Origin of the sequence: Kitasatospora sp. NPDC001540 (genome assembly GCF_042894345.1) — a bacterium.
GTDB lineage: Bacteria > Actinomycetota > Actinomycetes > Streptomycetales > Streptomycetaceae > Kitasatospora > Kitasatospora phosalacinea_C.
This window is the reverse complement of sequence record NZ_JBIAVO010000037.1, coordinates 50,308-73,876: the sequence shown is the minus strand read 5'-3', so window position 1 is coordinate 73,876 and position 23,569 is coordinate 50,308. Positions and strand designations below refer to the sequence as shown.

The window sequence follows — 23,569 nt, the reverse complement described above, 5'->3', positions numbered from 1 at the left end:
AGCTACCTCGCCGGCCTCCAGCTTCGCGGCGCGATGATCTGGATCAAGGACCTCACCAGGACCACCCCTTGATCACGACCAAATACGCTCCCTAGGCCGCCGTACGCGTAGGCCGCCGTACGCGGCGTCGATCCGGGCCCGCGGCGAGGGGCCCGGCGACGGATCAGTCCTTGCGGCCCGTCACGGCGACGGTGACGCCGAGCCCGATCAGGGCGAGGCCGCCCGTCCCCCCGACCAGGGAGAGCCGCTGCGGCGAGCGCGCGAACCAGCTCCGGGCGGTGGCCGCGACCAGGCCCCACGCCATGTCGGAGACCAGGGCGATGACGTTGAAGACCAGGCCCAGCAGCAGCATCTGCGCCGCGACCCGCCCCTGGCCGCGGTCGACGAACTGCGGCAGCACCGCGGCGAAGAACACGATGGTCTTGGGGTTGGTCACGCCGACGGCGAACCCCTCCCCGAACGTCCGCAGGCCGCTCCGGGCGGCTCCCGCCCCGCCGAGCGCGGCCCGCAGCGACCCGCGCTCGCGCCACGCCTTGACGCCGAGGAACACCAGGTAGGCCGCCCCCACCCACTTGAGCAGCGCGAAGAGCAGGACCGAGCGCTCCACCACCGCGCCCACCCCGAACGCCACGGCCGCGACCAGGGCGTACGCGCCGGTCGTGTTCCCCGCGACCGTGGTCAGCGCGGCGCGCCGCCCGTGCGCCAGGGCCCGTCCGATCACGAACAGCACGCTCGGGCCGGGGATCACGATCAGCAGGAACGACACGGCGGCGAAGGCGAGCAAGCGGTCGGTGGACACCATGGAGGCGATGCAAGCACAGGGAGGCCCGCCCGGCCAGCGGTTTTCCCCGTCCGTGGCTTTGCCGGATCTTTACCGCCGGGCCGTCAACTCCCGCCCGCCGCGCCACCCTTGCTCCCGTCCACCATCCGGGACGACTGGCCGGGGCGGGGGTCCGCGCAGTAATTTAGTTCACATCAGCTAACTACCATCACGGGTTCCCAGGGGGCGGCAGGAGATGGCGGACGTGGACACCGAGAAGGACACCGGGAAACGGTGGATCGGCGCGGAGCACCCGCGCTACAAGTGGGTGGCGCTCTCGAACACCACCCTGGGCATGCTGATCGCGACGATCAACTCCTCGATCGTGCTGATCTCGCTCCCGGCAATCTTCAACGGCATCCACCTCAACCCGCTGGAGCCCGGCAACGTCAGCTACCTGCTGTGGATGCTGATGGGGTACATGCTGGTCACGGCGGTGCTGGTGGTGACGCTGGGACGGCTGGGCGACATCTGGGGCCGGGTCCGGATCTACAACGCGGGCTTCCTGATCTTCACCGTCACCTCGGTGATCCTCTCGCTCGACCCGATGGGCGGGGGCGGCGGCGCGCTCTGGCTGATCGGCTGGCGGGTGGTGCAGGCCGTCGGCGGCGCGATGCTGATGGCGAACTCCGCGGCCATCATCACCGACGCCTTCCCGGCCAAGCAGCGCGGCATGGCGCTCGGCGTCAACATGGTCGCCGCGATCGCCGGGTCCTTCATCGGCCTGGTCCTCGGCGGCGTCCTCGCCGAGTGGAACTGGCGGTCGATCTTCTGGGTCAACGTCCCGATCGGCATCATCGGCACCGTCTGGGCCTACCGCTCGCTGCACGAGACCGGCGTCCGCCGCCCCGGGAGGATCGACTGGTGGGGCAACATCACCTTCGCCGTCGGCCTCACCGCGCTGCTCGCGGGCATCACCTACGGCATCCAGCCCTACGGCGGCCACACCATGGGCTGGACCAACCCCTGGGTGCTGACGGGCCTGATCGGCGGCGCGGCCGTGCTGCTCGCGTTCTGCGTGATCGAGACCAGGGTCGCCGAACCGATGTTCCCGCTGCGCCTGTTCCGCGACCCGGTGTTCGCGGGCGGCAACCTGGCGACGCTGCTGGGCTCGATCGCCCGCGGCGGCCTGCAGTTCATGCTGATCGTCTGGCTGCAGGGCATCTGGCTGCCGCTGCACGGCTACGAGTACGAGCAGACCCCGCTCTGGGCGGGCATCTACCTCGTCCCGCTGACCATCGGCTTCCTGGCCGCCGGACCGATCGCCGGGCACCTCTCGGACCGCTTCGGCGCCCGGATGTTCGCGGCCGGCGGCCTGGTCGTGATGGCCGCCTCGTTCGCCGGACTGCTGGCCCTGCCCACCGACTTCGGGTACGCGTGGTTCGCCCTGCTGGTGTTCCTCAACGGCCTCGGCGGCGGCCTGTTCGCCGCGCCCAACACCGCCCTGGTGATGTCCAGCGTCCCGGCCGCCGACCGCGGAGCCGCCTCCGGCATGCGGGCGACCTTCCAGAACGCGGGCATGGTGCTGTCCATCGGCGTGTTCTTCTCGCTGATGGTGGCCGGCCTGGCCGGATCCCTCCCGCAGACCCTCAACGACGGCCTCACCGCCCAGGGCGTCTCGCCCGCGGACGCCCACGCGGTCGCCCAACTCCCGCCCGTCGGAACGCTGTTCGCGGCCTTCCTCGGCTACAACCCGATCCACGAACTGCTCGGTCCGCAGGTGCTCTCCGGGCTGCCCGCCTCCAACGCGCAGACCCTCACCGGACGCGAGTTCTTCCCGCACCTGATCTCCGGTCCGTTCCACGACGGCCTGATGGTGGTCTTCTCGCTCGCCATCGCGATGTCGCTGGTCGCCGCCCTGGCCTCGCTGCTGCGCGGCCGCCGAGCCGGTACCGTCGACGACGGCCCCGAGAGCGGCGCGACCACCGCCCCGGACGGGGACGCCGCGGTCTCCCGGGGCGCGGCGTGACGTGAACGATACGGCGGAGCAGGGGAGTTCGACGGTGGGACAGCAGCACGAGGGCGGGCTCGACCCGGCGGAGGTGGCGCGCCTGCGCCTGGTCATCGCCCGCCTGAACCGGCACCTGATGCAGGCGTCCGACCGGCAGGAGTTCACCTTCGCCCAGCAGTCCGCCCTGGCTCGGATCGAGGAGCACGGCCCCGTCCGGCTCGGCGAACTCGCCGCGCTGGAACGGGTCGCCGCCCCCTCGCTGACCCGCACCGTCGCCTCACTGGTCGAGGCCCGCCTGGTCAACCGCGTCCCCGACCCCCACGACGGACGCTCCGCCCTGGTCGAACTCGCCCCGGAGGGCGTCGAGTTGCTGGCCCACATCCGCCGCCGCCGCTCCGAACTGCTGGCCCGCCGCACCGCCGAACTCACCGACGAGGAACGACGGACCCTGATGGCCGCCCTGCCCGTCCTGGAGCGCCTGGTCGCCATCGACGGCTGAACGCCCCCCGGCCCGCCGCACCCGCCCCACGGCCCGCCGCCCCCGCCCCACGGCCCGCCGCCGCTGCTCGCGGCCCGTGGCGGCGGGGCGGGGGTTCCGTTCCGAAATGCCGTGCGCCGGGAAAAGCCGGACTCGGTCGGGCATTCTCGGGTGATTCGTTGGCGATCCGTGGATTTCGGATTCCCCGTCGCCTGTCGGTAAAAGTGCCGACTGCATTTCCTCCATTTGGCAAAGTCGCCGCCAAGGGTGGGTGGCGGACCGTCCCGGACGGCTAGCCTCTCGGCGACCGGAGCCGGGATTCGGAGCCGGAGCAACCGTGCCCAGGAGGAAATTCCCATGCGCCCGATCGTGCGAAGTGTCGCGATTGTGAGCAGTGCCGCCCTCACCGCCCTCACCCTCGCCGTACCCTCCGCCGTCGCGAAGGACGTCGTCGAGGCGGTCACCGCCAACGCCGCGGTCGACCCCGAGACCGCGGCCCTCGCCCCGCTGCGCGACCTCGCCGCCGCCGTCGGGGAGCAGGGGCGCGGCGACTTCGCCGACGCTTTCACCGGTATCTCCATCGACCGGAAGAACAACCAGGTCATCGTGTACGGAACCGACGAGGGTCGGAGCAAGAAGATGACCGGCGCGGCGAAGCAGAAGCACGCCGGGATCGACACCGGCCGGGTCAAGTACGTGACCGCGAAGTACTCGAGGAAGGACCTGGACGCCTCGCTCGACCGGATCATGGAGGTGACGAAGTCCTCCGACGCCGCGCACCTGGAGGTGTACAGCGCGGCCGCCGCCCCGGACGGTTCCGGCATCCAGGTCACCGTCGCCGCGTCCGCGCTCGACCACGTCAGGGCGCAATTCGCCTCGAACGGGATCCCGGTCACCGTCACCGCGGGCGAGGCGCCCCAGCCGTTCACCTGGCGCTGGAACGACGGCCGCGCCTTCATCGGCGGGGACGTGCTGGTCGGGGACGGCCACAAGGCCGGCAGCACCGTCCAGTGCACCGCCGGTCTCGCGGCCGAGGACAACAACGGCCAGGACTACCTCATCACCGCCGACCACTGCTTCAGCACCGGGTACGGCAGCTACGTCTACGGCGACGGCAACCCCAGCGTCGGCTCGTGGTCCTACCTCTCCAGGGGCGGCTACATGGGGTACATCGGCTCCGACCACCCGCAGTGGGACGCGCAGACCATCGTCACCGACTACTACAACGGCAACGGGACGAACTCCGACGAGGCCGACCAGCCCGAGGGGAGGTGGTACGCGGTCACCTCGGCGGCGTACTCCTACGACGGGGACTCCGTCTGCCAGGACGGGGCGCGGTCCTACTACGACGGCCACGGGGTGCCCTGCGGCATCACCGTCACCAACGACGACGTCAGGTACAACCTCACCTGGAACGACGGAACGGTGGTCACCGCGCGCGGGGTGAAGGGCTCCTCGTCCGGCTGGGTGGGCGAGCCGGGCGACTCCGGCGCGCTGGTCTTCAGCATCAGCGGCAGCAGCACCCGCCAGGCCCGCGGCATCGTGTCGGGCGGCGAAGGCGGGACGCTGTACTGGACCGAGGCGCCGGACATCCTGAACTCGTGGAACCTGCACCTGAACCCGCACACCTGATCGTCGCGCGCCTGACCGCCGCGCGCCTGACCGCCATGGCCCCGGTCCGGGGCGGTCGGCTCCGTTCACCGTTTCGAGGAGGCACGTTGAAACGACACGCCGCAGTGCTCGTCCTGCCCCTGCTGCTCCTGGCCGCCTGCGGGCAGCAGGCGGCGGACGCGGGGGGCGGTGCGTCCGGTGCGACCGCCGGTGCGGCGGCCGGGGCCGCCAGGACCTGCGGCCAGCAGGTGGGCGGGCAGCAGGCCCCGGACCGGCTGGCGGTCTCCGCGGTGCCGCTGGGCGAGGAGTCGGTCGGGGTGACCTTCCGGGGCTACAGCACGGAGGGCACTTTCCACGCCTACCTGGTCGACAAGGGCGGCGCCGTCATCGGCACCTCCGCCGGGGCGCTGCGGGAGGGAAAGGCGACGATCACCACGCTGTGCGAGGGCGTGACCTGGCAGCAGGTGCTCGACCACCAGAACTTCGAGGACCGGGTGGCGGTCGTGCTGTCGACCCCCGGGCAGCCGGACCTGATCGCGACCGAGGCGCTCCACGTCAAGGCGTACTGACCGCGGTCACGGCGTACCGACCGCGGCGGCGACGGCCGGGGGAGGGCCGAGAGGCCCGACCCGGCCGTCGCCACTGTCGGCCCGGGCGTCGTCGCCCGCCGCCCGCCGCGAACGCCTTCGCCGGGAGGGTGAAGTTCAGCGTCCCGTCGAAGCCCTCCGTGCTGTCGAGGACGAGCGGGGCAGCGCCCCAGTGCCGGTCCGCGTCGCACTCGAGGTCGTCGTCCACGACGTCCCAGCCGTCCGGGAGCATCGCGACCGCCGTCGTCGGCAGCGGGGCGGGATCGGCGCACGGCAGGTCGGCGCACGTCAACTGCCTCGTCGTACCGGGGGAGTGGCCGGACGGTGACGGCCGAGGGCCCGCCCTGACCGGGGGCGTTCGCGCGGGCGCTCGAACCCGGGCGCGGTTCCGGGGGCCCGTCCGGATCAGGACGCCTGGGCGGCGATCCCGTCCAGCACCATCTCCAGCCCCGCCGCGAACGACTCGCCCGGCGTCAGGTGGTCGGCCGAACGCATCACCTCCGCGATCGTCGGGTGCCGCCCCGCCGCCAGCACCCGCATCATGTACGGCCCCATCGCCACCTGCCAGTCGTGGTTCGAGCGCCCCTCCGCCCGCTCCGCCCGGCGCTGCGCCACCTCCACCCGCAGCCGCCCCGCCAGGTACGCGTGGAACACCCCCGCCGCCTGCTGCACCAGGGTCGGTCGCCCGGCGAAGCCCGGCACGCCCCACAGCACGGCCAGGGCGGCCTCCCGCGCGGCCAGCGTGTTCGGGCCCAAGTGCGGCCGCCCGTCGAGCAGTTCGATGAACCACTCGTGCCGCAGCGCGGCCGCCCGGTGCCGTCCGGCGAGCTCCCGCAACTCCTCCCGCCACTCCCGCGGCCCGGCCGGGGGCGGGACGTCGCGCGGGGCGTCGTGCGGGCCGGGGGCGATCTCGGCGTACACCGCGTCGACCATCAGCTCCAGCAGTTCGGCCTTGGTCTCCACGTACCCGTACAGCCGCATCGGGCCGACCTCCAGCACCGCCGCGACCCGCCGGATCGACACCCCCTCCAACCCGTCCGCGTCGGCCAGTTCGACCGCGGCGCCGACGATCAGCGCCCGGCTCAGCGGCCCCGGCGTGCGCCGCTCCGGCGGCTCCGGGCGCTCCCAGACCAGGCCGGAACCGGTGCCGGTGCCGGAGTCGGTGTCGGGGTCGGGAGCGTGACGGGAGGTCATGGGGGCGGTCTCCGTTCGGCGGCGCAGGGCGGTGCGGGAACACGATACGAGGCGGCCTGTCGATACAGTGTATCGAGGCGATACGGTGTATCGGACGAAGCGGTGAAGGGGAGGACGGAAGATGGCGCACACCACGGACGTGGCGATCGTCGGCGGCGGCCCGGGCGGGCTGACCCTGGCGCGGCTGCTCACCATGGGCGGCCACGCCCGGGTGACGGTGTACGAACGCGACGGCGGGCGGACGGCCCGCACCCAGGGCGGCACGCTCGACCTGCACGCCGACACCGGGCAGCGCGCCCTGCGCGCCGCCGGGCTGACGCAGGCGTTCCGCCGCCACGCCCGGCCCGAGGGCGAGGACATGCTGCTGCTCGACCCCACCGGCGCCGTGCTGCACCGCGACGACACCCCGGACGACTCACCCGCGCTCCGCCCCGAGATCGACCGCACCGACCTGCGCGACCTGCTGCTGGACTCCCTCCCGCCCGGCACCGTCACCTGGGGCCGCACCCTGCGCACCGCCGCCCCGGTCCCGGCCCCGGATCCGGACCCGGACGGCGAAGGCACCGGCAGCGGCTGGCAGTTGGAGTTCACCGACGGCAGCCGGGCCCGGCACCGGCTCCTGATCGGCGCCGACGGCGCCAACTCCCGGGTGCGGCCGCTGCTCACCCCGGCCGCGCCCCGGCACCTCGGCGTCAACGCGATCGAGGGCACCGTCCCCGACGTCGACCGCACCCACCCCGACCTCGCCGCCGTCGTCGGCCACGGCAGCTACTGGGTGGTCGGCGACGGCCGCTCCCTGGTCGCCCAGCGCTGCAGCGACGGCTCCGTCCGGGTCGGCCTGACCTTCTACGGCCCCACCGGCCGCGCCGCCGACTGGCTCACCACCTGCGGCATCCCGTTCGACCGCCCCGACGAGGCCCGGGCCGCACTGCTCCCGCTGTTCGCCGACTGGACGCCCGACTGCCGCGCCCTGATCACCGCCGCCTGCGCCGGTCCGCTCACCCCGCGCGCCCTGACCGCCCTCCCGGTCGGCCTGCGCTGGCCGCACCGCCCCGGCCTCACCCTGCTCGGCGACGCCGCCCACCTGATGCCCCCGGTCGGCCACGGCGCCAACGCCGCGATGCGCGACGCCCTGGAACTGGCCACCGCCCTCGCCGCCACCCCCGCGGACCCGGACGCCGCCCTGCGCGCCTACGAGGAGGAGATGTTCACCCGCACCGCCGAGGTCGCCGACGAGTCGGCCCGGATCCTGGCGATGATCACCTCCCCGGCGGGCGCGCCCGCCATCGCCGCGTTCTTCCGGGGCGAGACGCGGCCGGGCGCGTGACGCGACGACGGCGTACCGCCGGGCCGGGCACGGGCTCGGCCCGGCCGCCGGGTCGGACGACGGCGGAGGCGGGGTCGCACAGCGCGAAGGACCGCTCGGGGTGCCCGCGCATCCGCAGGAGCAGCGCGTACCCGGCCAGTGTGCGCGGGCGGTCGGGGAGGGTCCGACCGCCCGCGGCGTGGTGGGGTCAGGCGTGGCGGCCGTTGCGGTGTTCCGCGCAGGCCTCCTGCTGGAGGACGACGGCGATCTGGTCGACGTCGTCGTTGACGTCGAAGAACCCCTGGAGGTCGGGGGCCGCCGCGCCGTTGACGCCGACGAAGAAGGTGAAGAGGTGGCCGTCCTCCGCCTCCAGGTAGCCCGCGTAGGTCTGCGCGTTCACGGCGAGCTGCTGGTTCAGCTCGTCGAAGCCGATGGTGGTGCCGGGCTTCGCGAAGACCTTGCCCTTGGCCGGGCAGTCGTCACCGGTGCAGTAGAGCGCGCCGGTGCCGGAGACGCCCAGGATCGGCAGCGAGGTGCGGAAGGCGTCCGCGTCGGGGGTGCGCAGCCAGTACGCGAGCAGCTGGTTGAGCCCGGCCGGGGTGACGCGGTCGACGGGCACGTCGCCGCGGCCGTCCGCCAGCTGGAACTGCGTCGGGTCGAGCTGCGCCGTGTCGGCGAGGAAGTCGCGGATGACGGGGAAGCCGTCGAAGCAGTTCGTGCTGCCGTGCAGGGTGGCGATGTTGCACAGGGCCAGGTTGGCGCCGAGGTTGTGACTGACGTTCAGGATCAGCTTGGCGTAGTCGCGGTACGGCGGTGAGACGTAGGCGGCCACCTGCGGGTCGCCGTCGTAGCCGGCGGGCAGCGCGCCGTCCGGGTTGGGCCCGGTCGGCGGGGCGGTGACGGTGACCCCGGCGCGGCCGAGGGCCTCGATCAGGGCGGTGCGCCCGAACGCGTCGGGGTCCTGCACCTGGGAGATCTTCAGGGTGGGTGCGGAGTCCGCGGCGATCGTCCCGGTGAGCGAGATGGCGGTGCCGTCGGGGGACGCGGAGACCTGGATGTCGGTGGTGCCGCCGGCCTCCACCGTCCGGACGTCGGAGGTGACCCGGTACGGCGCGACCTGCGGGCGCCAGGTCAGCTGGGCGGGCCGGCCGGGGGAGGTCGGGGTGCTCAGCAGGTCGATGACGTTGTCGTTGACGATCAGGGGCGTCGGCCGGGGGCTGATCGGCGGGGGCGTGAACAGCCGGGCGTCGATGACGACGTCGCCGTCGACCCTGGTGATGCCCGCGTCCCGGACCTGGCGGGCGATCTGGTCCAGGCCGGCGAGCGGGTCCTCCGGGGTGAGGGTCGCGCCCGGGATGTCGTTGGCGTAGGTGTGGTCGATGGGGGTGAAGTCGACCGATCCGTCCGGCTTGGTCCGGCCGCCCATGGTGAGGTCGCCCTGCGCGACGAGCGCCAGGTTCCCGGTGAGGGTCGAGCCGTCGAGCCGGCCGATCGCGTGCACCGGCGTGGTGAAGCGGCGGTCCGGGCCGAGGGCGTGCCAGGCGCCGGAGATGGTGATCACCTTGACGGTCGACCCCGGCATGAAGAACTGGTCGGGGTACTGGGAGTGGACGACCCGCCCGTCCGCGGGGTCGACCTCCAGCAGGCCCCACTGCGCGTGCCGGTACGCGGGCTTGCCCATGATCGCGGTGATCTCGGGCGGGAGGTCGCCGTCGGCGTTCCCCGGAGGCGCGGCGGCAGCCGTACCGGCGACGACCGCGAGCGCGGCGCCGACGGTGGTCCAGGTCCGCAGCCGACCACGGATTCTTGATCGCATACACCCAGCCGTTTCTGGAATCGGGAAGACCCGCTGTGCGGGCAGTCACGGCGCATCCTGGTGCACCGGATCCGACAACGGGGGCCGCTGCGCGGGGGACTGACGGCGCGGGAGGTGAAAATCATTCACTCGGTCGAAGGCGGGACGCCGCGGCCGCCCACGGGGCCGGCGGCCCGGCCAGGGCCGCGGCGTCGAGCGGGTGGCCGCCGTCGCCGATCCGCAGCGCGGCCTCCGCCGGCGCCTCCGGAGCGACCTCCGCCGCCCCCCGCGGACCGCCGAACCACGGCGCCGTCGCCCAGGCCACCGACGGCCGCGCTCCCGCGACCGAGTCCGGCGCCGCCGCGTCCAACTCGCCGTCCAGGAAGACGAAGTAGCCGCGCGCCGGCACCGTGCTCAGGATGTTCGCCGACCGGCAGTGCCCCGACCTCCACCGGCCGCCCCCCGGGGCGCCGAGTCGATCGCGGTCGGCGCCCGGGGCCCGGCCCGGGTCCGTGAACCGGCGGGCCCGGGCCGGGGGTGGTCAGGTCGTCCACGCGGGGGAGGGGGGCGTTCCGGGTGGGGCCGGGGTGGAGGCGGTGGCGCGCAGGGCGATCTCCAGTTCCAGGCGGACGTCGGGGGAGGCCAGGGCCGGGCCGAAGAGGCGGTGGACGCGGTGCAGGCGCTGGCGGGCGGTCTGCGGGTGGATGCCGAGGCGGGCGGCGACCTCGGGGGCGGTGCCGCGGCCGGTCTGCAGCCAGGCGAGCAGGGTGGCGGCGAGGCGCTCGCGCTGCTTGGGGGTGAGCGGGGCCAGCGGGGCCAGGCGGCGCTCGGCGATCAGCCGGACCAGGGCCGGATCGGTGAGCAGCAGCAGGTCCGCGTAGCGCTCGCGGCAGTCGACCGGACGCTGCGGCGGCTCGGGCAGCGCGGCCCGGACCAGGCGGGCCCAGCGCAGCGACTGCGCGGCGAGGGCGGGCGGCACCGCCGGGCCGATCACGGCGCCGCGCCCGTGCAGGGCGGCCGCGAGCTGGGGGTCGGCGAGCGCGGTGGCGGGGTCGGGCAGCAGCAGGTGCGGCTGGGGGACGTCCAGCCCGGCCAGGACGCGGTCGGGCAGCCGGGCCGGGGGCGGCCCCGACGGCCCGGGCGGCCCGGACGACCCCGGTGGGCGGGGTGCGGCGGCCGGGCGCGGGTCGAGCGAGACGGCGGCGACCTGCGCGGGCAGCGGCCAGTCCGCGAGGCGGGCGGCGGTGGCGAGTTCGGCCGGGTCGGCACCCGCCAGCAGCAGGTCGTGCAGCCGCTGCCGGGCCCGGCCGAGCGCCCCCGCCCGGTCGGTGCGGGCGTCCACGTAACCCTGGACGCTGGCCGCGGCCACCTCGTCGATGTGCGCGAACACCGCCTCGGCGAGGGTGACCAACTGCTCCGCGGCCAGCCCGCGGCGGCGGGCCACCCGGGCGTACCGGCGCCAGGCGATCCGGGCGCCGAGTCGGAACGCGGCCTGCAGGGCGTCCAGGCTGCGGCCCTCGGAGAGCTCGCCGCGGCCGAGCGAGCGGTACACCCGCAGTTGGCGCGGGCCGGGCGCGGGCAGCCCGGCGACCCGGTCGGTGAACTCGGCGAGCGCGGTCTCCACCCCCTGCTGGATTCCGGCCCCGAATTTCCCGGAGAGCGGTCGGGAGAATTCCGGGACGGCGGATCTGATCTCCCGGATGATCTCGGTCGCGAGGGATTGCTGCTCGGCTCTGAGTTCGGTGGAGAAATCGCGTGGAAGCCCTTCCCACGGTCCGCCCAATTCCGCTCCTCGGGGTAGCGATAATCCGTCCGTCCGACGCCCTGCACGGGCCGGAACGCACCGGGGCGCGCCAGGACGGGCAAGGGGAGTATGCGTCCGGGTTACCCGCCGGTCAATAGGTTCGGCGCAAGCTTGCAGGCCCGGGCGAGGCCCGCCGCAGGCGGAAACGCTGACCCCGGTGACAGTTCCGTCGGAGGGGGGACGGAATTCCTGGCACTTTCGGATGGACTTTCCGGCATCGGCCGCGCCGCGTGTTGACGACCCGTCGGGCCGCTCCTAGCTTCATGGCGACCCGGAGAAAGTCGGGAACGCCCGGGAGAATTCCGGGTGCGGAGCGGACGGGGGAGGCGGACGACGATGCGGAAGGCGGACGGAATGCGGAGGAACGGCGTACGGACGGCGGCACTCGCGGCACTCGCGATCACGGGACTGCTGGCCGCCGGGACGGAGCCCGCGGCGGCGACCGGGAGCCGACCGGTGGAGACCCACTTCTCCCTCGGCTTCGTGAAGGGCTTCTTCTTCCCCGGCTCCAGTCCGGACGGCGCCAACGACTGGTCCTGCCGACCGTCCGCGGCCCACCCGAACCCGGTGGTGCTGGTGCACGGCACGCTGGAGAACCAGAACGACAACTGGGGCGGCGCGGCCCCGCTGCTGGCCAACCAGGGGTACTGCGTCTACTCCTTCAACTACGGCGGCCCGTACGCCGGTTCGCCGGTCCAGGGCACCGGGCCGATCGCCGACGGGGCCAAGACGCTGGCCGCCTTCGTCGACCGGGTGCTGGGCGCGACCGGCGCCGCCAAGGCCGACCTGGTCGGCCACTCGCAGGGCGGCATGCTGCCCCGCTACTACCTGAAGCACCTCGGCGGCGCCGCCAAGGTCGGCAAGCTGGTCGCCCTGGCCCCCAGCAACTACGGCACCACCCTGGACGGCATCACCGAACTCGGCCGCCGACTGCGCATCCTGGAGCCCGCCAACGACCTCCTGTCCGGCCCCTGCCAGGCCTGCGTGGAGCAGGAGATCGGCTCGCCGTTCCTCACCGAGCTGAACGCCGGGGGCGGCACCGTCCCCGGCGTCGAGTACACCGTGATCGCCACCGAGTACGACGAGGTGGTCACCCCGTACACCAACTCCTTCCTCCCCGCGGGCCCGCACGTCACCAACATCCTGGTGCAGGACCAGTGTCCGCTGGACGCCACCGACCACCTGGAGATCGGCTACGACCCGGTCGCGCTCACGGACGTGCTGAACGCGCTGGACCCGGCGCACCCGCGAGCGGTGCCCTGCCAGGTGGTGCTGCCGGTGACGGGGCCGCTGCTGTGACGCAGCGGTGACGCAGCGGTGTCGCGGTGGGGTCCGGCGGCTCGGAGGCCGGGCCCCACTGCGGGCGGGCGCCGCTCAGGCCGGGTCGAAGTCCTCGGCGCGGTGACGGCGCCGGGACGGCCGGGCGGCCGGGTCGCCGCCGTCGGCGATCCAGGCGTCCAGCTGTTCCCAGCACCCGTACAGCCAGTCCGCGAACTCCTCCGGACCGGTCGGCAGTTGGTCGAGCCGGTAACTCCACCAGCGCAGCCGGACCAGGTCGCCGGGGTCGGGTCCGTAGCCGGGGCCGAGCATCCAGGGCAGCAGCCGTTCGGGGCCGGTGTGCCCGCACACCAGCACCACGGCGGACGGGTCGACGGCGGCCAGCAGCGCCCGCGCGCCCGGTAGGTGCGGCGGGAGCAGGCGCGGCATGGCCTCGGCCCGTTCGGCCAGCGCGTGCTGCCCGTGGACACGCAGCCTGGCGATCGCGCCGGAGCGCCGGGCCGCGCTGTAGTTGGTGCCCTCCGGGTACAGCCAGAACGCCTGGCCGGGGCCCAACGCCCGCCCCTGCTCGGCCAGTTCGGCGAGCGCGGCGGCCCGCCCGGCGCGGTCCCAGCGGAACAGCGCGAGCGGCACGCCGCGCAGCAGCGCCCGCAGGCCGGGCTCCAGGGCGACGCAGCGCTTGGCGATGCCGCGCGGGCTGCGGCCGAGCACGGCGGAGACCGCGACGAGGGCGAGCTGGGTGTTGAGGACGCCCGCGTGCCGGGCCAGCACCACCACCGGTCGCCCGGGGTCGGGCAGCGGGTCGGGCGGCTCGATCCGGAAGCGCAGGCCGGTCCAGCGCTCGGCGAGCCGTCGGAAGCGGCGTCCGGCCCGGGCGGTGAGCAGCGGCCAGGCCTCCGGCCCGGCCCGGCGGGCCCGCAGCCGCAGCGAGCCGGCCAGCGCGGTCAGCGAGAACCCGGCCAGGTACGCGGCCCACACCAGCGGGAGGCGGACGAGGGCCCGTGCGGGGGCGGGCAGCAGCGGCCGGAGCAGGCAGAGCAGGAGCAGCGGCGGGGCGAGGAGGAGCAGCAACACCGTCAGGGCGCCGAGGGCGAGGGCGTCCCCGGCCGCGGCGAGCGCGCCGTCCCGCAGCCGGGCAGCCCCGGAGAGCCCCGGAGAGGGCGGAGTCCTGTGCATGGCACCAGACCTCTCACGCCGTCGGACCTCCGGCCAGCCGAAGATCCACTCCACTGGACCGATCGGGGCGCGGGTGCCGCAGACGGGCGAAGGCGCAGGTGGGAGCGGTTGCGGAGGTCGGAAACCGGAACGGACGATGGCCTTGCGGGCCCGTCGGGCGCGCGCGGGGGACGGACCCCGGGGCGGCCCCGGAGACAGGTGGCGAATCGATGGACGGTCTGTTGGACGGACGGGGCAAGGTCGCCTTCGTGCTCGGCGGCGGCGGCGACCGGGGCGGAAACCAGGTCGGCATGGTGCGGGCGCTGCTGGAGGCCGGGATCACCCCCGACATCGTGGTCGGCACCTCGATCGGCTCGGTGCAGGGCGCCATCCTGGCGAAGAACCCCACGGTCTCGGTGGTCGCCGAACTGACCGAGCTGTGGATGGAGTTCATCAGCATGAAGGTGATGAAGCCGTCCCTGCGGGCGTTCGTCTCCAACGTCCGGCACGTGCGGGCCGGACTCACCTCGGTGGACGCCGCGCACCGGATGCTGCTCAACCACTTCGCGCCGCACAGCCGGATCGAGGACCTCAAGCTCCCGTTCGTCTGCCCGGCCTCCTCGATCGAGCGGGCCGAGGCGCACTACTTCGACCACGGGCCGCTGATCCCGGCGCTGTTGGCGTCCTGCTGCGTACCGGGCCTGTTCCCGCCGGTGGAGATCGACGGCGAGCACTACCTGGACGGCGGGCTGATCGACTCGCTGCCGGTCGGCGTCGCGGCCTCGCTCGGGGCGACCACCGTGTACGCGCTGCGGATCCGGCAGACCGGCGTGCAGCTCGCGCTGCCCCGGATGCCCTGGCAGCTCGCGCACGTCGCGTTCGAGGTGACCCGGCGGGCGGCCGTGGAGTCCGAGATCGCCCGGCACCGGCCCGGCGTCACCGTGCACGTGCTGCCCAGCGGCGAGGACGAACTGGTCAAGGCCGGACGCGGACCGGTGTCCTCCACCCGCGCCGAACTGGAGACCGTCCGGCGGCGGATCGCGCTCGGCTACGACGCCGCCTCCGCGTTCCTGGAGGGCCTGCAGCGCACCCGGCAGGACGCCGTCGGCTGATCCCCCGACCGCACCACCCCCGCGCGCCCGGCGGACGGCAGTGAAGGCCTCCGCCGACGCGCGCCCCTCCCGCACTCCCGAACGCCCCCTCCCGCCGGGGGCGTTCGCGCGCTCGGCCCCCGCGGCGGCAGCGGCGCAGGCCAGGATCGCTCCGGGACGCGACAGCCGCGCTCGACACGGTTTCGGGGCCGCCAATCCTCCACGGGCCGAGGTTCACCTAATCGGGTGCACGCGGGGCTGTGCGGGCGATCTCGCCGCCGGAACGATCTAGTGTTCCGGAGGTGGCGGGGAGCGCGGTGACAGCGCCCTTCCGAACCCGCCGACGCTTTTCCCTTCCCCCTTCCTTCTGCCCCATGCCCCACCAGCACCCCACCAACGCCCCAACACGTTCACGAATCTGACGGATCGTCAGATTACGTGCGAGACGAAGGAGAGCCCGGCCCGATGTCCGTGGACAGCAGCCCGGAGACTCAGCAGGCGCAGCGCCAGCAGACCAGCCTCACCACCGCCGCGGCCCGCAACCTGGCCACCACGACCAAGTCCGCGCCGCAGATGCAGGAGATCACCTCCCGCTGGCTGCTGCGGATGCTCCCGTGGACGCAGACCTCTGGCGGCACCTACCGGGTCAACCGCCGACTGACCTACACCGTCGGCGACGGCCGGATCGAGTTCATCCAGACCGGCGGCGACGTCCGGGTCATCCCCCGGGAGCTCGGCGAACTCGCCCTGCTGCGCGGCTACGAGGACGACGAGGTGCTCACCGCCCTGGCCGACCGCTGCCAGCAGCGCGACTTCCGGGTCGGCGAGGTGCTGGTCGAGCGCGGCACCCCGTCCGACAAGATCCACCTGGTCGCGCACGGCAAGATCAACCAGGTCTCCACCGGCAAGTACGGCGACGACGCCGTGGTCGGCGTCCTCGGCGACGGCGACCGCTTCGGCGAGAACGCCCTGCTGGACGCCGACGCCACCTGGGACTACACCGCCACCGCCAAGACCGCGGGCACCCTGCTGACCCTCGCCCGGGCCGACTTCGAGGCGGTGCTGGCCCAGTCCGAGAGCCTGCAGGCCCACATCCGCGACTTCGCCAGCCTCCCGCTGCAGCGGCAGAACGAGCTCGGCGAGGCCGAGATCGCCATGTCGGCCGGCCACCAGGGCGAGCACCCGCTGCCCACCGCGTTCGTCGACTACGAGCTCAAGCCGCGCGAGTACGAGCTCTCCATCGCGCAGACCGTGCTCCGCGTCCACTCCCGGGTCGCGGACCTGTACAACCAGCCGATGAACCAGATCGAGCAGCAGCTCAAGCTCACCGTGGAGGCGCTGCGCGAGCGCCAGGAGCACGAGCTGATCAACAACCGCGAGTTCGGCCTGCTCTCCAACTGCGCCTTCAACCAGCGCATCCAGACCCACTCCGGCCCGGCCACCCCCGACGACCTCGACGAACTGCTCAGCCGCCGCCGCGACTCCGAGTTCTTCCTCGCCCACCCGAAGACCATCGCCGCCCTCGGCCGCGAGTTCAACGCCCGCGGCCTGTACCCCGACACCGTCGACATCCAGGGCCACAAGGTCCCGGCCTGGCGCGGCGTCCCGATCCTGCCCTGCAACAAGATCCCGATCACCCCGGAGAACACCAGCTCGATCCTGGTGCTGCGCACCGGCGAGGACAACCAGGGCGTCATCGGCCTGCACCAGACCGGCATCCCGGACGAGTACCAGCCCAGCCTGTCGGTCCGCTTCATGGGCATCGACGAGAAGGCCGTGATCAACTACCTGGTCACCGCGTACTACTCGGCCGCCATCCTCGTCCCCGACGCGCTCGGCGTGCTGGAGAACGTGGAGATCGCGCACCGCTGACCGGCGCCGCGCGACGACGGCCGCCGCCGGCCGTAACCAAACGGCGGCGCACCACGTTGAGGGTGCGTCGGATTGATCATGCTGGTCCGTTTCTGCAGCTCGCCCCACGGCACTGCGGGCGGGACGGCCCGATCCTCCGACGCGCCCTCAACTGCGCTCCGGCCGGTTCGGCCGTGTCCGAAGCGGTCGGGTCGGGTCGGGACCGGCCGGGTCGGGATCGGCCGGATCCGAAGCGGGGCGCGCAGCACGCCAACGACCGCCCACGGCCACCGGAAGGATGGACCACGCCCATGCAGCGCAACGACCGTCCGCCAGCGGACGGCAGAACGGGGACCTCGGCCTTACCCGCCCGCGCTCGGGCCCGTGCCCTCGTCCGGGCCCGGGTCGACACCCGCGGCCCGCAGGTGCGGCGCGGCGCCCGCACCGCCAGCGCCCTGGCGGGCGTCGCCGTGGTCTGCGCGGTGCTCACCGGCGCCACCCAGGCGGCGTCCGCGGCGCGCGGCGGCGGTGACGGCCACCGGCTCGACATCTGCGTCAAGGTGCACACCTCGGTCGACGCCCCCGGGGTGCACATCGAGGTGGACGCGGGCGGCGGGGCCGACGTCCCGCTCCACCCGCAGGGCGGCGCCGAGGGGCACGACAGCCACGGGAACGGCCACGGCTACGGGCACGACCACCACTGCCACCCGACGCCCACGCCGACGCCTCAGCCGACCCCGAAGCCCACCCCCACGCCCACGCCGACCCCCACGCCCACTCCGAAGCCGACGCCCTCGTCGAAGCCGACACCCAGGCCGGCGCCCACGCCCACGCCTTCGCCGAAACCGACGCCGACGCCGAAGCCGGAGCCCACGCCGAAGCCCACCCCGGCCCGGCCCACCCCCAGCGCGGTGCCGCCGCCGGCCCCGGCCACCAGCCCCGCACCGACGACGCCCGCGCCCGGCCCCACACCCGCCCGGCCCGCGCCCGCCGCGAGCGTCCACCTGCCGCCGCCCCCGGTGCGCGCCGACGCGCCCAAGCACCACACCACCCCGACCACCACCCGGATGCTGGTGGTGACCGTCCCCGCCGTGCTGGCGGCCGCCGCGCTGCGCCCGCGCGGGAAGTCCGGCGGCGCCGGACGCCGCGGCCGCTCCTGACTCCGGCCCGCGTCGGGCGGGCACCACCCCGCGGGCCCCGCGGAGCGCTCCGGGGACCGCGAACACCCTTCACCCACTGGACAGTTCAGGAGAGGATCCGTCATGTCCGAATGGCTGGCACTTGCCCTCGCGATGGTCGGGGCGTGCCTGGTCGTCGTCGCGGTCGTACTGCTGAGGAGCCGCAGGGCCGACGAGGACGAGGACACCTCGGAGACGCCCGACGTCATCGAGTACATCACCATGATGATCGGCGTGGTCTACGCGATCGTGCTGGGCCTGGCCATCGCGGGAGTCTGGGAGTCCCGCTCCGCCGCGCAGGACGACGTGCAGCGCGAGGCCCAGGCGCTGCACGAGGTCAGCGCCCGCGCCGAGGTGTTCCCCGCCGACTACCGGGCCGTGGTCGACAAGGACGTCGACGCCTACGTCTCGTTCGTGGTGAACACCGAGTGGCACTACATGCGCACCGAGGGGGAGATCAGCCCCGAGGGCACCGACCTGCTCGCCAAGCTGCGCACCGACGTCGCCGCGCGGGCACCGCAGAACGACATCGAGGCGCAGGCGTACCAGTCGATGATGGACAAGATCGCCGCCGCCGACGAGGCCCGCAACTCCCGTGGCGGCAACGTCGGTCCGACCATGCCCGGCGTGGTCTGGTTCGGTCTCGGCATCGGCGCGGTGATCACCATCGGCATGCTGTTCGCCCTGCAGATCCGCCGCTCGCCGCGCGAACTGGTCCTGGCGGCCACGTTCAGCGCGCTGTTCGGGTTCCTGCTCTTCCTGATCTGGGACTTCGACGACCCGTTCGGGCGCGGCATGTCGGTCACCACCGAGCCGTTCCTCAACCTGTTCCCCTTCCTCGGTGACTGAGCGCCGCCCGGCCGCCGATCGGTCGCTGATCGTTCCGGTGCGTCAACTGTTCGCCCGGTGAACGGAATTGGGCGGGCGGAAGGGGCATTCGGCCGGGCGGGCCGTACCGAAGCGGTTCGCGCACTACTCTGGAGGGAGCCGCCCGCCGTGCCGACGGGGGTCCTGCTGAGGGCGGCCGACGGGGAGCCCGTGCGGGCCGCCGCCCCGGGCGGCGGTGGCGCGGGCACGACGGGGGAGAGCACGAGGGGGAAGCACGTCATGGGGGAGCGTTCGGCATCCGGTCCGGCGGTGTGCGGTCCGGCGTTCTGTGGTCCGGCGGCGTCCGGTGCGACGGCAGCAGGTTCGGTGGCGTCCGGTTCGGCGGTGTCCGGTGAGGATCCGGCGGTGTGCGGGCTGACGGGGGGCAAGTACGCCCGGGTCGAACGGGAGCGCCGCTTCCTGCTCGACCGGGTGCCCGCCCCCGGCAGCGTCATCGTCGCCCGCCGGATCACCGACCGCTACGTGGACGGCACCCGGCTGCGCCTGCGCCGGGCCGAGCGGCTCGACACCGGCGAGTGCACGTACAAGCTGACCCAGAAGCTGCCCGCCCCGCCGGGCACGCCCGGCGCCGTCCAGGGCCTGATCACCAACCTGTACCTCTCCGAGGAGGAGTACGCCCACCTGCTGGCGGCGCTGCCCGGCCCCGAGCTGACCAAGACCCGGCTGAGCGTCCCGCCGCTCGGGGTGGACGTCTTCGAGGGGCCGCTGTCCGGGCTGGTGCTGGCCGAGGCCGAGTTCGAGAACGCCGAGGACGCAGAAACGTTCGTTCCTCCTCCCGGCTGCATCGCCGAGCTCACCACCGACCAGCACTTCACCGGTGGGCAGTTGGCCCGCGCCGACCGCGAGGAGCTCCGCGAGGGCCTGGCCGAGTACGGTGTGGCCCTGCCCTGAGCCGCCCCGGCCGGGAGCGGTGGAGGAGGGCGGATGGACAGCGTACTGCGGGAGGCGAGCGCGGCCGCGCTCGTCGCCCCGGCGGGCAGCGAGGACTACCTCGATCGGGCCGACGCCGGGCAGGCGCTCTGACGGTCGACCGGCGGGCCGGACGAGCCGGTGCGCGGCGGCCCGCGGCGGTCCGCGGCGGTCCGGGGCGGGGGTGCTCCGGGCCGCCGCGGGGCGAGGGCTACTTCGGCTGGGGCTGCTCCGGCCGGGGCCGCTTCAGGTGGCGGGTGAAGAAGCGGGCCGCGGCGTCCCCGGCGTGCGGGGGGACGCCGGTGTGGCCGCCCATGTTGGCGTTCAGGCACTTCTCCGGGGAGGCGAAGGCGTCGAACAGGTCCAGTGCGGCCCGGCGGTCGTTGCCCTCGTCGTCCCACTGCAGCAGCACGTGCAGCGGGACGGTGACCCGGCGGGCCTCCTCGAACGTGCGGCGCGGGACGAAGCTCCCGGCGAAGAGTCCGGCGGCCGCGATCCGCGGCTCGACGAGCGCGAGGCGGACGCCGACGGCGATCACGCCGCCCGAGTAGCCGACCGGGCCGTCGACGTCCGGCAGCGCCAGCAGCGCGTCCAGGGCCGCCCGGTGCTCCGGGACGGCGAGGTCGACGAGCGGGAGGACCAGGGCGTCGACGAGCTCCGGGCCGACCGGCTCGCCCGCCTCCATGGTGCGGCGCAGCTCGGCCCGGGCCTGGTCGAGGGCCGGGACGCGGGGACGTTCGCCGCTGCCGGGGAGCTCGATGGTGGCCGCGGCGAAGCCGTCCGCGGCGGCGTGCCGGGCCCGCTCCGCGAGCCGGGGCCGCATCCGGGGCAGGCCGAGCGGGGGGAGGCCGAGCAGGATCAGCGGGACGGGGGCGGACGGGCTCGCGGAGGCGGGCGTCCACAGGACGCCGGGGATCCCGTCGAGGGTGAACTCGCGTTCGAGGGTGCCGTCGTCGAGCCGCTGCTCGGAGGTGAAGTGCAGGTTCACGGCAGTGGTGCCTTTCGGGAAAGCGCGTGGAACGGCGCTCCCGGGCGACCTACCGCCCGACCGTGGCCCCAGTGGGGAGCACCCATGTCGATACTGCGTTCACGGGTACCACCTCCCAGGTCTGTCGCACGGCCACCGGAAAGGTAGCAGCGGTCGTGGTGCCGCGCCAAACGGTTTCTCCGAGCGGGCGTGCGACGCCGGACGCCCGGGCAGATCTACAGGGAAACTGTACATTCGGCGGACGGAAACCTAGGCTGGGGCCATGAGCGAAGAGTCCGAGCCCGCGCCGTCCGCCCTGCACGCCTCGCAGCGGGTGCGGTCGGTGATCGGCAAGCTGCGCCGCCGGCTCCGGGCCGCAGCCGGGACGGGGGACTTCACCCTCACCCAGGCGTCCACCGTCGGACGGCTGCTGGACAGCGAGGACCAGGGCCTGACCACCAGCGACCTCGCCGTCGCCGAGGGGATGCGCCACCAGTCGATGGCCACCACCATCGCCACCCTGGCCGCCCAGGGCCTGGTCGAACGCAGCCGCGACCCCGAGGACGGCCGCCGCATGCTGATCGTGCTCACCCCCGAGGGGCGGCGCCGCGGCGAGGAGGGCCGTCGGGCCCGCGGCGAGTGGCTGGCCGCCGAACTCCAGCGCAAGTGCACCGAGGAGGAGCGGCAGACCGTGATCGCCGCGATGGCCGTCCTCGAACGCCTCGTCCAGGACTGACGGCCCGGCCCCCCACCCACACCCCCGACCGCCGAGCGGCAGACCGGAAGCGCCATGACCGACCGTACGACCGCCGTGCCCGCCCCCGGACGGCAGCGGGCCGGGACGCCCGCGCTCGACCGCCGCCTCGTCCCCCCGATGGTGATCGGCTCCGTCCTCAACCCGATCAACTCCACCGTCATCGCCGTCGCGCTCGTCCCGATCGGCGCCGCGCTCGGCGCCTCGCCCGCGCAGACGGCCTGGCTGGTGTCCGCGCTGTACCTGGCCACCGCGCTCGGGCAGCCCGTGGTGGGGCGGCTGATCGACCTGTTCGGGCCGCGACGGCTGTTCCTGGCCGGCACCGGCCTGGTCGGCGTGGCCGGGGTGGTCGGCACGCTCGCCCCGAACCTCGGGACGCTGATCGCCGCCCGCGTCGTCCTCGGCTTCGGCACCTGCGCGGGCTACCCGGCCGCGATGGCCCTGCTGCGCGCCGAGTCCCGGCGCACCGGGCAGGACAGCCCCGCCGGGGTGCTCACCCTGCTCGCCGTCGCCAACCAGACCGTGGCCGTGGTCGGCCCGCTGCTCGGCGGAGTGCTCACCGGCCTCGGCGGCTGGCGCGCCACCTTCGCGCTGAACGTCCCGCTGTCGCTGCTCGCCCTCACCCTCGGCGCCCTGCGGCTGCCCAAGTCGCCACCGCAGGAACGTTCCGCCGACGGCCCCGGCCCGCTGCGCCGGATCGACCTGCCCGGGATGGCGCTGTTCGCGGCCCTGCTGCTCTCGCTGCTGCTGTTCCTGATGCACCCGCACCCCGACCGCTGGTACCTGCCGCTGCTGACCCTCGCCGCCGCCGTCGCCTTCACCGCCCGCGAACGCCGCGCCGAGCAGCCGTTCATCGACGTCAAGGTGCTCGGCGGCAACGCCCCGCTGCTCGCCACCTACGCCCGCGCCCTGGCCGCGTACGTCGTCGCCTACGCCTTCCTGTACGGCTTCGCGCAGTGGACCGAGGAGGGCTTCGGCCTGTCGCCGCTGCAGGCCGGGCTGGTGCAGGCGCCGACCTTCCTGGTCGGCATCGGCGTCTCCGTCCTGGCCGGTCGCCGCGGCGGCATCCGGGCCACCCTGCTGGTCGGGGCGGCCGGGCAGATCGCCGCCTGCCTGCTGATGCTCGCCCTCGGCGTGCACAGCCCGCTGTGGGTGCTGCTGGTGCTGGCCGTGCTGTTCGGCGTCCCGCAGGGCGCCAACGGGCTGGCCCTGCAGAACTCCGTCTACCTGCAGTCCGACCCGGCCCGCACCGGCTCCTCCGCCGGGCTGCTGCGCACCTTCGCCTACCTCGGCTCGATGGTCGCCTCCGCCGCGACCGCCGCCGCGTACGGGCCGCACGCGGGCACCGCGGGGATGCACCAACTGGCCTGGATCATGCTGGGCGCGGCCGTGCTGTTCCTGCTGCTGACCGTCTTCGACCGCGCCCTGCGGACCCTGCGCGCCCCCGCCACCGCCCGGGCCTGAACGGCGGGAGGCGGCGGGAGCGGTGGCAGTGGCGGGGGCCGCGGTTCAGCTCGGGCGGCCGCCGGAGACGGCCAGGCCGTCCATGTAGTCGCGGACGTGCACGATCAGCCCGTCCCGGACCCGCAGCACCAGCAGCCCCGGCACCGCGAAGGCGCCCCGGCCGCCCGCGATCTCGCCCCGCACGACCTGCTCGACCACCAGCACCTCCGGATCGGTCGACACGTGCAGCGCCGTCTCCACCACCTCGGTCGGCCGGGCCGGACTCGCCCCCCACGCCGCCGCGTACCCCGCGCGCACCGCCTCCCGGCCCTCGTAGCGCTCCGGGAACCCCGGGAAGCGGAACGGGAACTCGTGCACGGCGTCCGGCGCGTACAGGTCCGCGAGGGCGTCCGCGTCCAGCTCCAGCATCGCCCGGCGGTAGCGTGCCAGCACGCCCCGCGGGCTCGGGTCGAGCGGGGTGTCGGACGTGGTCATGGAGAACTCCCGGG

At 74.3% G+C, this 23,569-nt stretch carries 22 protein-coding genes; 13 read left to right on the top strand and 9 right to left on the bottom strand.

The genetic code is table 11. The features are described from left to right. Positions 1-163 precede the first annotated feature (163 nt). Positions 164-802, bottom strand: a complete 639-nt coding sequence (locus ACFY00_RS31610) for a LysE family translocator (RefSeq protein WP_388035849.1) — start codon at positions 800-802, stop codon at positions 164-166. Between the two features lie 214 nt (positions 803-1,016). Here ACFY00_RS31610 and ACFY00_RS31605 point away from each other — a divergent pair, with 214 nt between their 5' ends. The 4 genes from ACFY00_RS31605 (at position 1,017) to ACFY00_RS31590 (ending at position 5,429) form a co-directional block, all read left to right on the top strand. Next, positions 1,017-2,789, top strand: coding sequence for an MFS transporter (locus ACFY00_RS31605; RefSeq protein ID WP_388035846.1), 1,773 nt, complete (start codon positions 1,017-1,019; stop codon positions 2,787-2,789). 34 nt (positions 2,790-2,823) lie between these two features. After that, positions 2,824-3,270, top strand: coding sequence for a MarR family winged helix-turn-helix transcriptional regulator (locus ACFY00_RS31600; protein ID WP_388035844.1), 447 nt, complete (start codon positions 2,824-2,826; stop codon positions 3,268-3,270). A 366-nt stretch (positions 3,271-3,636) separates the two neighbouring features. Then, positions 3,637-4,881: a hypothetical protein gene (locus ACFY00_RS31595; protein ID WP_388035841.1), complete on the top strand. Its 1,245-nt coding sequence runs from the start codon at positions 3,637-3,639 to the stop codon at positions 4,879-4,881. Between the two features lie 86 nt (positions 4,882-4,967). Then, complete coding sequence (locus tag ACFY00_RS31590; protein WP_388035839.1) at positions 4,968-5,429, top strand: hypothetical protein; 462 nt, start codon at positions 4,968-4,970, stop codon at positions 5,427-5,429. On the opposite strand, the gene ACFY00_RS31585 is transcribed toward ACFY00_RS31590, so the two are convergent. Further along, on the bottom strand, positions 5,416-5,739 hold the full coding sequence (locus ACFY00_RS31585) for a hypothetical protein (protein WP_388035836.1): 324 nt from the start codon (positions 5,737-5,739) through the stop codon (positions 5,416-5,418). The two genes, ACFY00_RS31590 and ACFY00_RS31585, sit on opposite strands and share 14 nt — an antisense overlap. A 113-nt stretch (positions 5,740-5,852) precedes the next feature. Continuing rightward, entirely contained in the window at positions 5,853-6,641 is a 789-nt protein-coding gene (locus ACFY00_RS31580; protein WP_388035833.1) for a TetR/AcrR family transcriptional regulator, read from the bottom strand. A 121-nt stretch (positions 6,642-6,762) separates the two neighbouring features. Between ACFY00_RS31580 and ACFY00_RS31575 the strand changes: the two genes are divergently transcribed. Beyond that, the gene (locus tag ACFY00_RS31575; protein WP_388035830.1) at positions 6,763-7,968 is read left to right on the top strand and encodes an FAD-dependent oxidoreductase; all 1,206 of its coding nucleotides are present in this window, start codon (positions 6,763-6,765) and stop codon (positions 7,966-7,968) included. 187 nt (positions 7,969-8,155) lie between these two features. Here the strand turns inward: ACFY00_RS31575 and dacB are convergent, their stop codons facing one another. From dacB to ACFY00_RS31560, 3 genes are all read right to left on the bottom strand, one after another. Then, the gene (gene dacB / locus ACFY00_RS31570) at positions 8,156-9,763 is read right to left on the bottom strand and encodes a D-alanyl-D-alanine carboxypeptidase/D-alanyl-D-alanine-endopeptidase (RefSeq protein WP_388035827.1); all 1,608 of its coding nucleotides are present in this window, start codon (positions 9,761-9,763) and stop codon (positions 8,156-8,158) included. 121 nt (positions 9,764-9,884) lie between these two features. Continuing rightward, the gene (locus ACFY00_RS31565; RefSeq protein ID WP_388035824.1) at positions 9,885-10,151 is read right to left on the bottom strand and encodes a hypothetical protein; all 267 of its coding nucleotides are present in this window, start codon (positions 10,149-10,151) and stop codon (positions 9,885-9,887) included. A 132-nt stretch (positions 10,152-10,283) separates the two neighbouring features. Then, complete coding sequence (locus ACFY00_RS31560) at positions 10,284-11,366, bottom strand: helix-turn-helix domain-containing protein (RefSeq protein WP_388035822.1); 1,083 nt, start codon at positions 11,364-11,366, stop codon at positions 10,284-10,286. A 534-nt stretch (positions 11,367-11,900) separates the two neighbouring features. On the opposite strand from ACFY00_RS31560, the gene ACFY00_RS31555 reads away from it, so the two are divergent. Then, positions 11,901-12,845 carry an esterase/lipase family protein gene (locus ACFY00_RS31555; RefSeq protein WP_388035819.1) on the top strand — a complete coding sequence of 315 codons (945 nt, stop codon included), beginning with the start codon at positions 11,901-11,903 and terminating at the stop codon, positions 12,843-12,845. Between the two features lie 75 nt (positions 12,846-12,920). Here ACFY00_RS31555 and ACFY00_RS31550 read toward each other — a convergent pair whose 3' ends face one another. Continuing rightward, positions 12,921-14,000, bottom strand: coding sequence for a hypothetical protein (locus tag ACFY00_RS31550; RefSeq protein ID WP_388035817.1), 1,080 nt, complete (start codon positions 13,998-14,000; stop codon positions 12,921-12,923). 209 nt (positions 14,001-14,209) lie between these two features. On the opposite strand from ACFY00_RS31550, the gene ACFY00_RS31545 reads away from it, so the two are divergent. The 5 genes from ACFY00_RS31545 (at position 14,210) to ACFY00_RS31525 (ending at position 19,878) form a co-directional block, all read left to right on the top strand. Further along, a complete protein-coding gene (locus ACFY00_RS31545) occupies positions 14,210-15,091 on the top strand; it encodes a patatin-like phospholipase family protein (protein ID WP_388035814.1) in 882 nt (293 codons plus the stop codon). A 444-nt stretch (positions 15,092-15,535) separates the two neighbouring features. After that, entirely contained in the window at positions 15,536-16,942 is a 1,407-nt protein-coding gene (locus ACFY00_RS31540; protein WP_388035811.1) for a family 2B encapsulin nanocompartment shell protein, read from the top strand. 290 nt (positions 16,943-17,232) lie between these two features. After that, the gene (locus ACFY00_RS31535) at positions 17,233-18,081 is read left to right on the top strand and encodes a hypothetical protein (RefSeq protein ID WP_388035808.1); all 849 of its coding nucleotides are present in this window, start codon (positions 17,233-17,235) and stop codon (positions 18,079-18,081) included. A gap of 102 nt (positions 18,082-18,183) precedes the next feature. Then, the gene (locus tag ACFY00_RS31530; protein WP_388035805.1) at positions 18,184-18,948 is read left to right on the top strand and encodes a hypothetical protein; all 765 of its coding nucleotides are present in this window, start codon (positions 18,184-18,186) and stop codon (positions 18,946-18,948) included. 384 nt (positions 18,949-19,332) lie between these two features. After that, on the top strand, positions 19,333-19,878 hold the full coding sequence (locus ACFY00_RS31525; protein WP_388035802.1) for a hypothetical protein: 546 nt from the start codon (positions 19,333-19,335) through the stop codon (positions 19,876-19,878). Positions 19,879-20,107: 229 nt separating this feature from the next. Here the strand turns inward: ACFY00_RS31525 and ACFY00_RS31520 are convergent, their stop codons facing one another. Further along, the gene (locus ACFY00_RS31520) at positions 20,108-20,878 is read right to left on the bottom strand and encodes an alpha/beta hydrolase (protein ID WP_388035854.1); all 771 of its coding nucleotides are present in this window, start codon (positions 20,876-20,878) and stop codon (positions 20,108-20,110) included. A gap of 268 nt (positions 20,879-21,146) precedes the next feature. Here ACFY00_RS31520 and ACFY00_RS31515 point away from each other — a divergent pair, with 268 nt between their 5' ends. Further along, positions 21,147-21,599: a MarR family winged helix-turn-helix transcriptional regulator gene (locus tag ACFY00_RS31515; protein WP_388035800.1), complete on the top strand. Its 453-nt coding sequence runs from the start codon at positions 21,147-21,149 to the stop codon at positions 21,597-21,599. Positions 21,600-21,653: 54 nt separating this feature from the next. Further along, positions 21,654-23,081, top strand: coding sequence for an MFS transporter (locus tag ACFY00_RS31510; RefSeq protein ID WP_388035797.1), 1,428 nt, complete (start codon positions 21,654-21,656; stop codon positions 23,079-23,081). Positions 23,082-23,126: 45 nt separating this feature from the next. On the opposite strand, the gene ACFY00_RS31505 is transcribed toward ACFY00_RS31510, so the two are convergent. Continuing rightward, positions 23,127-23,555, bottom strand: a complete 429-nt coding sequence (locus ACFY00_RS31505; protein WP_388035794.1) for a nuclear transport factor 2 family protein — start codon at positions 23,553-23,555, stop codon at positions 23,127-23,129. Positions 23,556-23,569 lie beyond the last annotated feature (14 nt).

Excerpts from the sequence above, each read along its gene's own strand:
- ACFY00_RS31510 (WP_388035797.1), top strand. The coding sequence starts at position 21,654 with ATGACCGACCGTACGACCGCCGTGCCCGCCCCCGGACGGCAGCGGGCC.
- ACFY00_RS31505 (WP_388035794.1), bottom strand. The coding sequence starts at position 23,555 with ATGACCACGTCCGACACCCCGCTCGACCCGAGCCCGCGGGGCGTGCTG.
- ACFY00_RS31530 (WP_388035805.1), top strand. The coding sequence starts at position 18,184 with ATGTCCGAATGGCTGGCACTTGCCCTCGCGATGGTCGGGGCGTGCCTG.
- ACFY00_RS31555 (WP_388035819.1), top strand. The coding sequence starts at position 11,901 with ATGCGGAGGAACGGCGTACGGACGGCGGCACTCGCGGCACTCGCGATC.
- ACFY00_RS31545 (WP_388035814.1), top strand. The coding sequence starts at position 14,210 with ATGGACGGTCTGTTGGACGGACGGGGCAAGGTCGCCTTCGTGCTCGGC.
- ACFY00_RS31575 (WP_388035830.1), top strand. The coding sequence starts at position 6,763 with ATGGCGCACACCACGGACGTGGCGATCGTCGGCGGCGGCCCGGGCGGG.
- ACFY00_RS31515 (WP_388035800.1), top strand. The coding sequence starts at position 21,147 with ATGAGCGAAGAGTCCGAGCCCGCGCCGTCCGCCCTGCACGCCTCGCAG.
- ACFY00_RS31535 (WP_388035808.1), top strand. The coding sequence starts at position 17,233 with ATGCAGCGCAACGACCGTCCGCCAGCGGACGGCAGAACGGGGACCTCG.
- dacB (WP_388035827.1), bottom strand. The coding sequence starts at position 9,763 with ATGCGATCAAGAATCCGTGGTCGGCTGCGGACCTGGACCACCGTCGGC.
- ACFY00_RS31550 (WP_388035817.1), bottom strand. The coding sequence starts at position 14,000 with ATGCACAGGACTCCGCCCTCTCCGGGGCTCTCCGGGGCTGCCCGGCTG.
- ACFY00_RS31610 (WP_388035849.1), bottom strand. The coding sequence starts at position 802 with ATGGTGTCCACCGACCGCTTGCTCGCCTTCGCCGCCGTGTCGTTCCTG.
- ACFY00_RS31540 (WP_388035811.1), top strand. The coding sequence starts at position 15,536 with ATGTCCGTGGACAGCAGCCCGGAGACTCAGCAGGCGCAGCGCCAGCAG.
- ACFY00_RS31580 (WP_388035833.1), bottom strand. The coding sequence starts at position 6,641 with ATGACCTCCCGTCACGCTCCCGACCCCGACACCGACTCCGGCACCGGC.
- ACFY00_RS31605 (WP_388035846.1), top strand. The coding sequence starts at position 1,017 with ATGGCGGACGTGGACACCGAGAAGGACACCGGGAAACGGTGGATCGGC.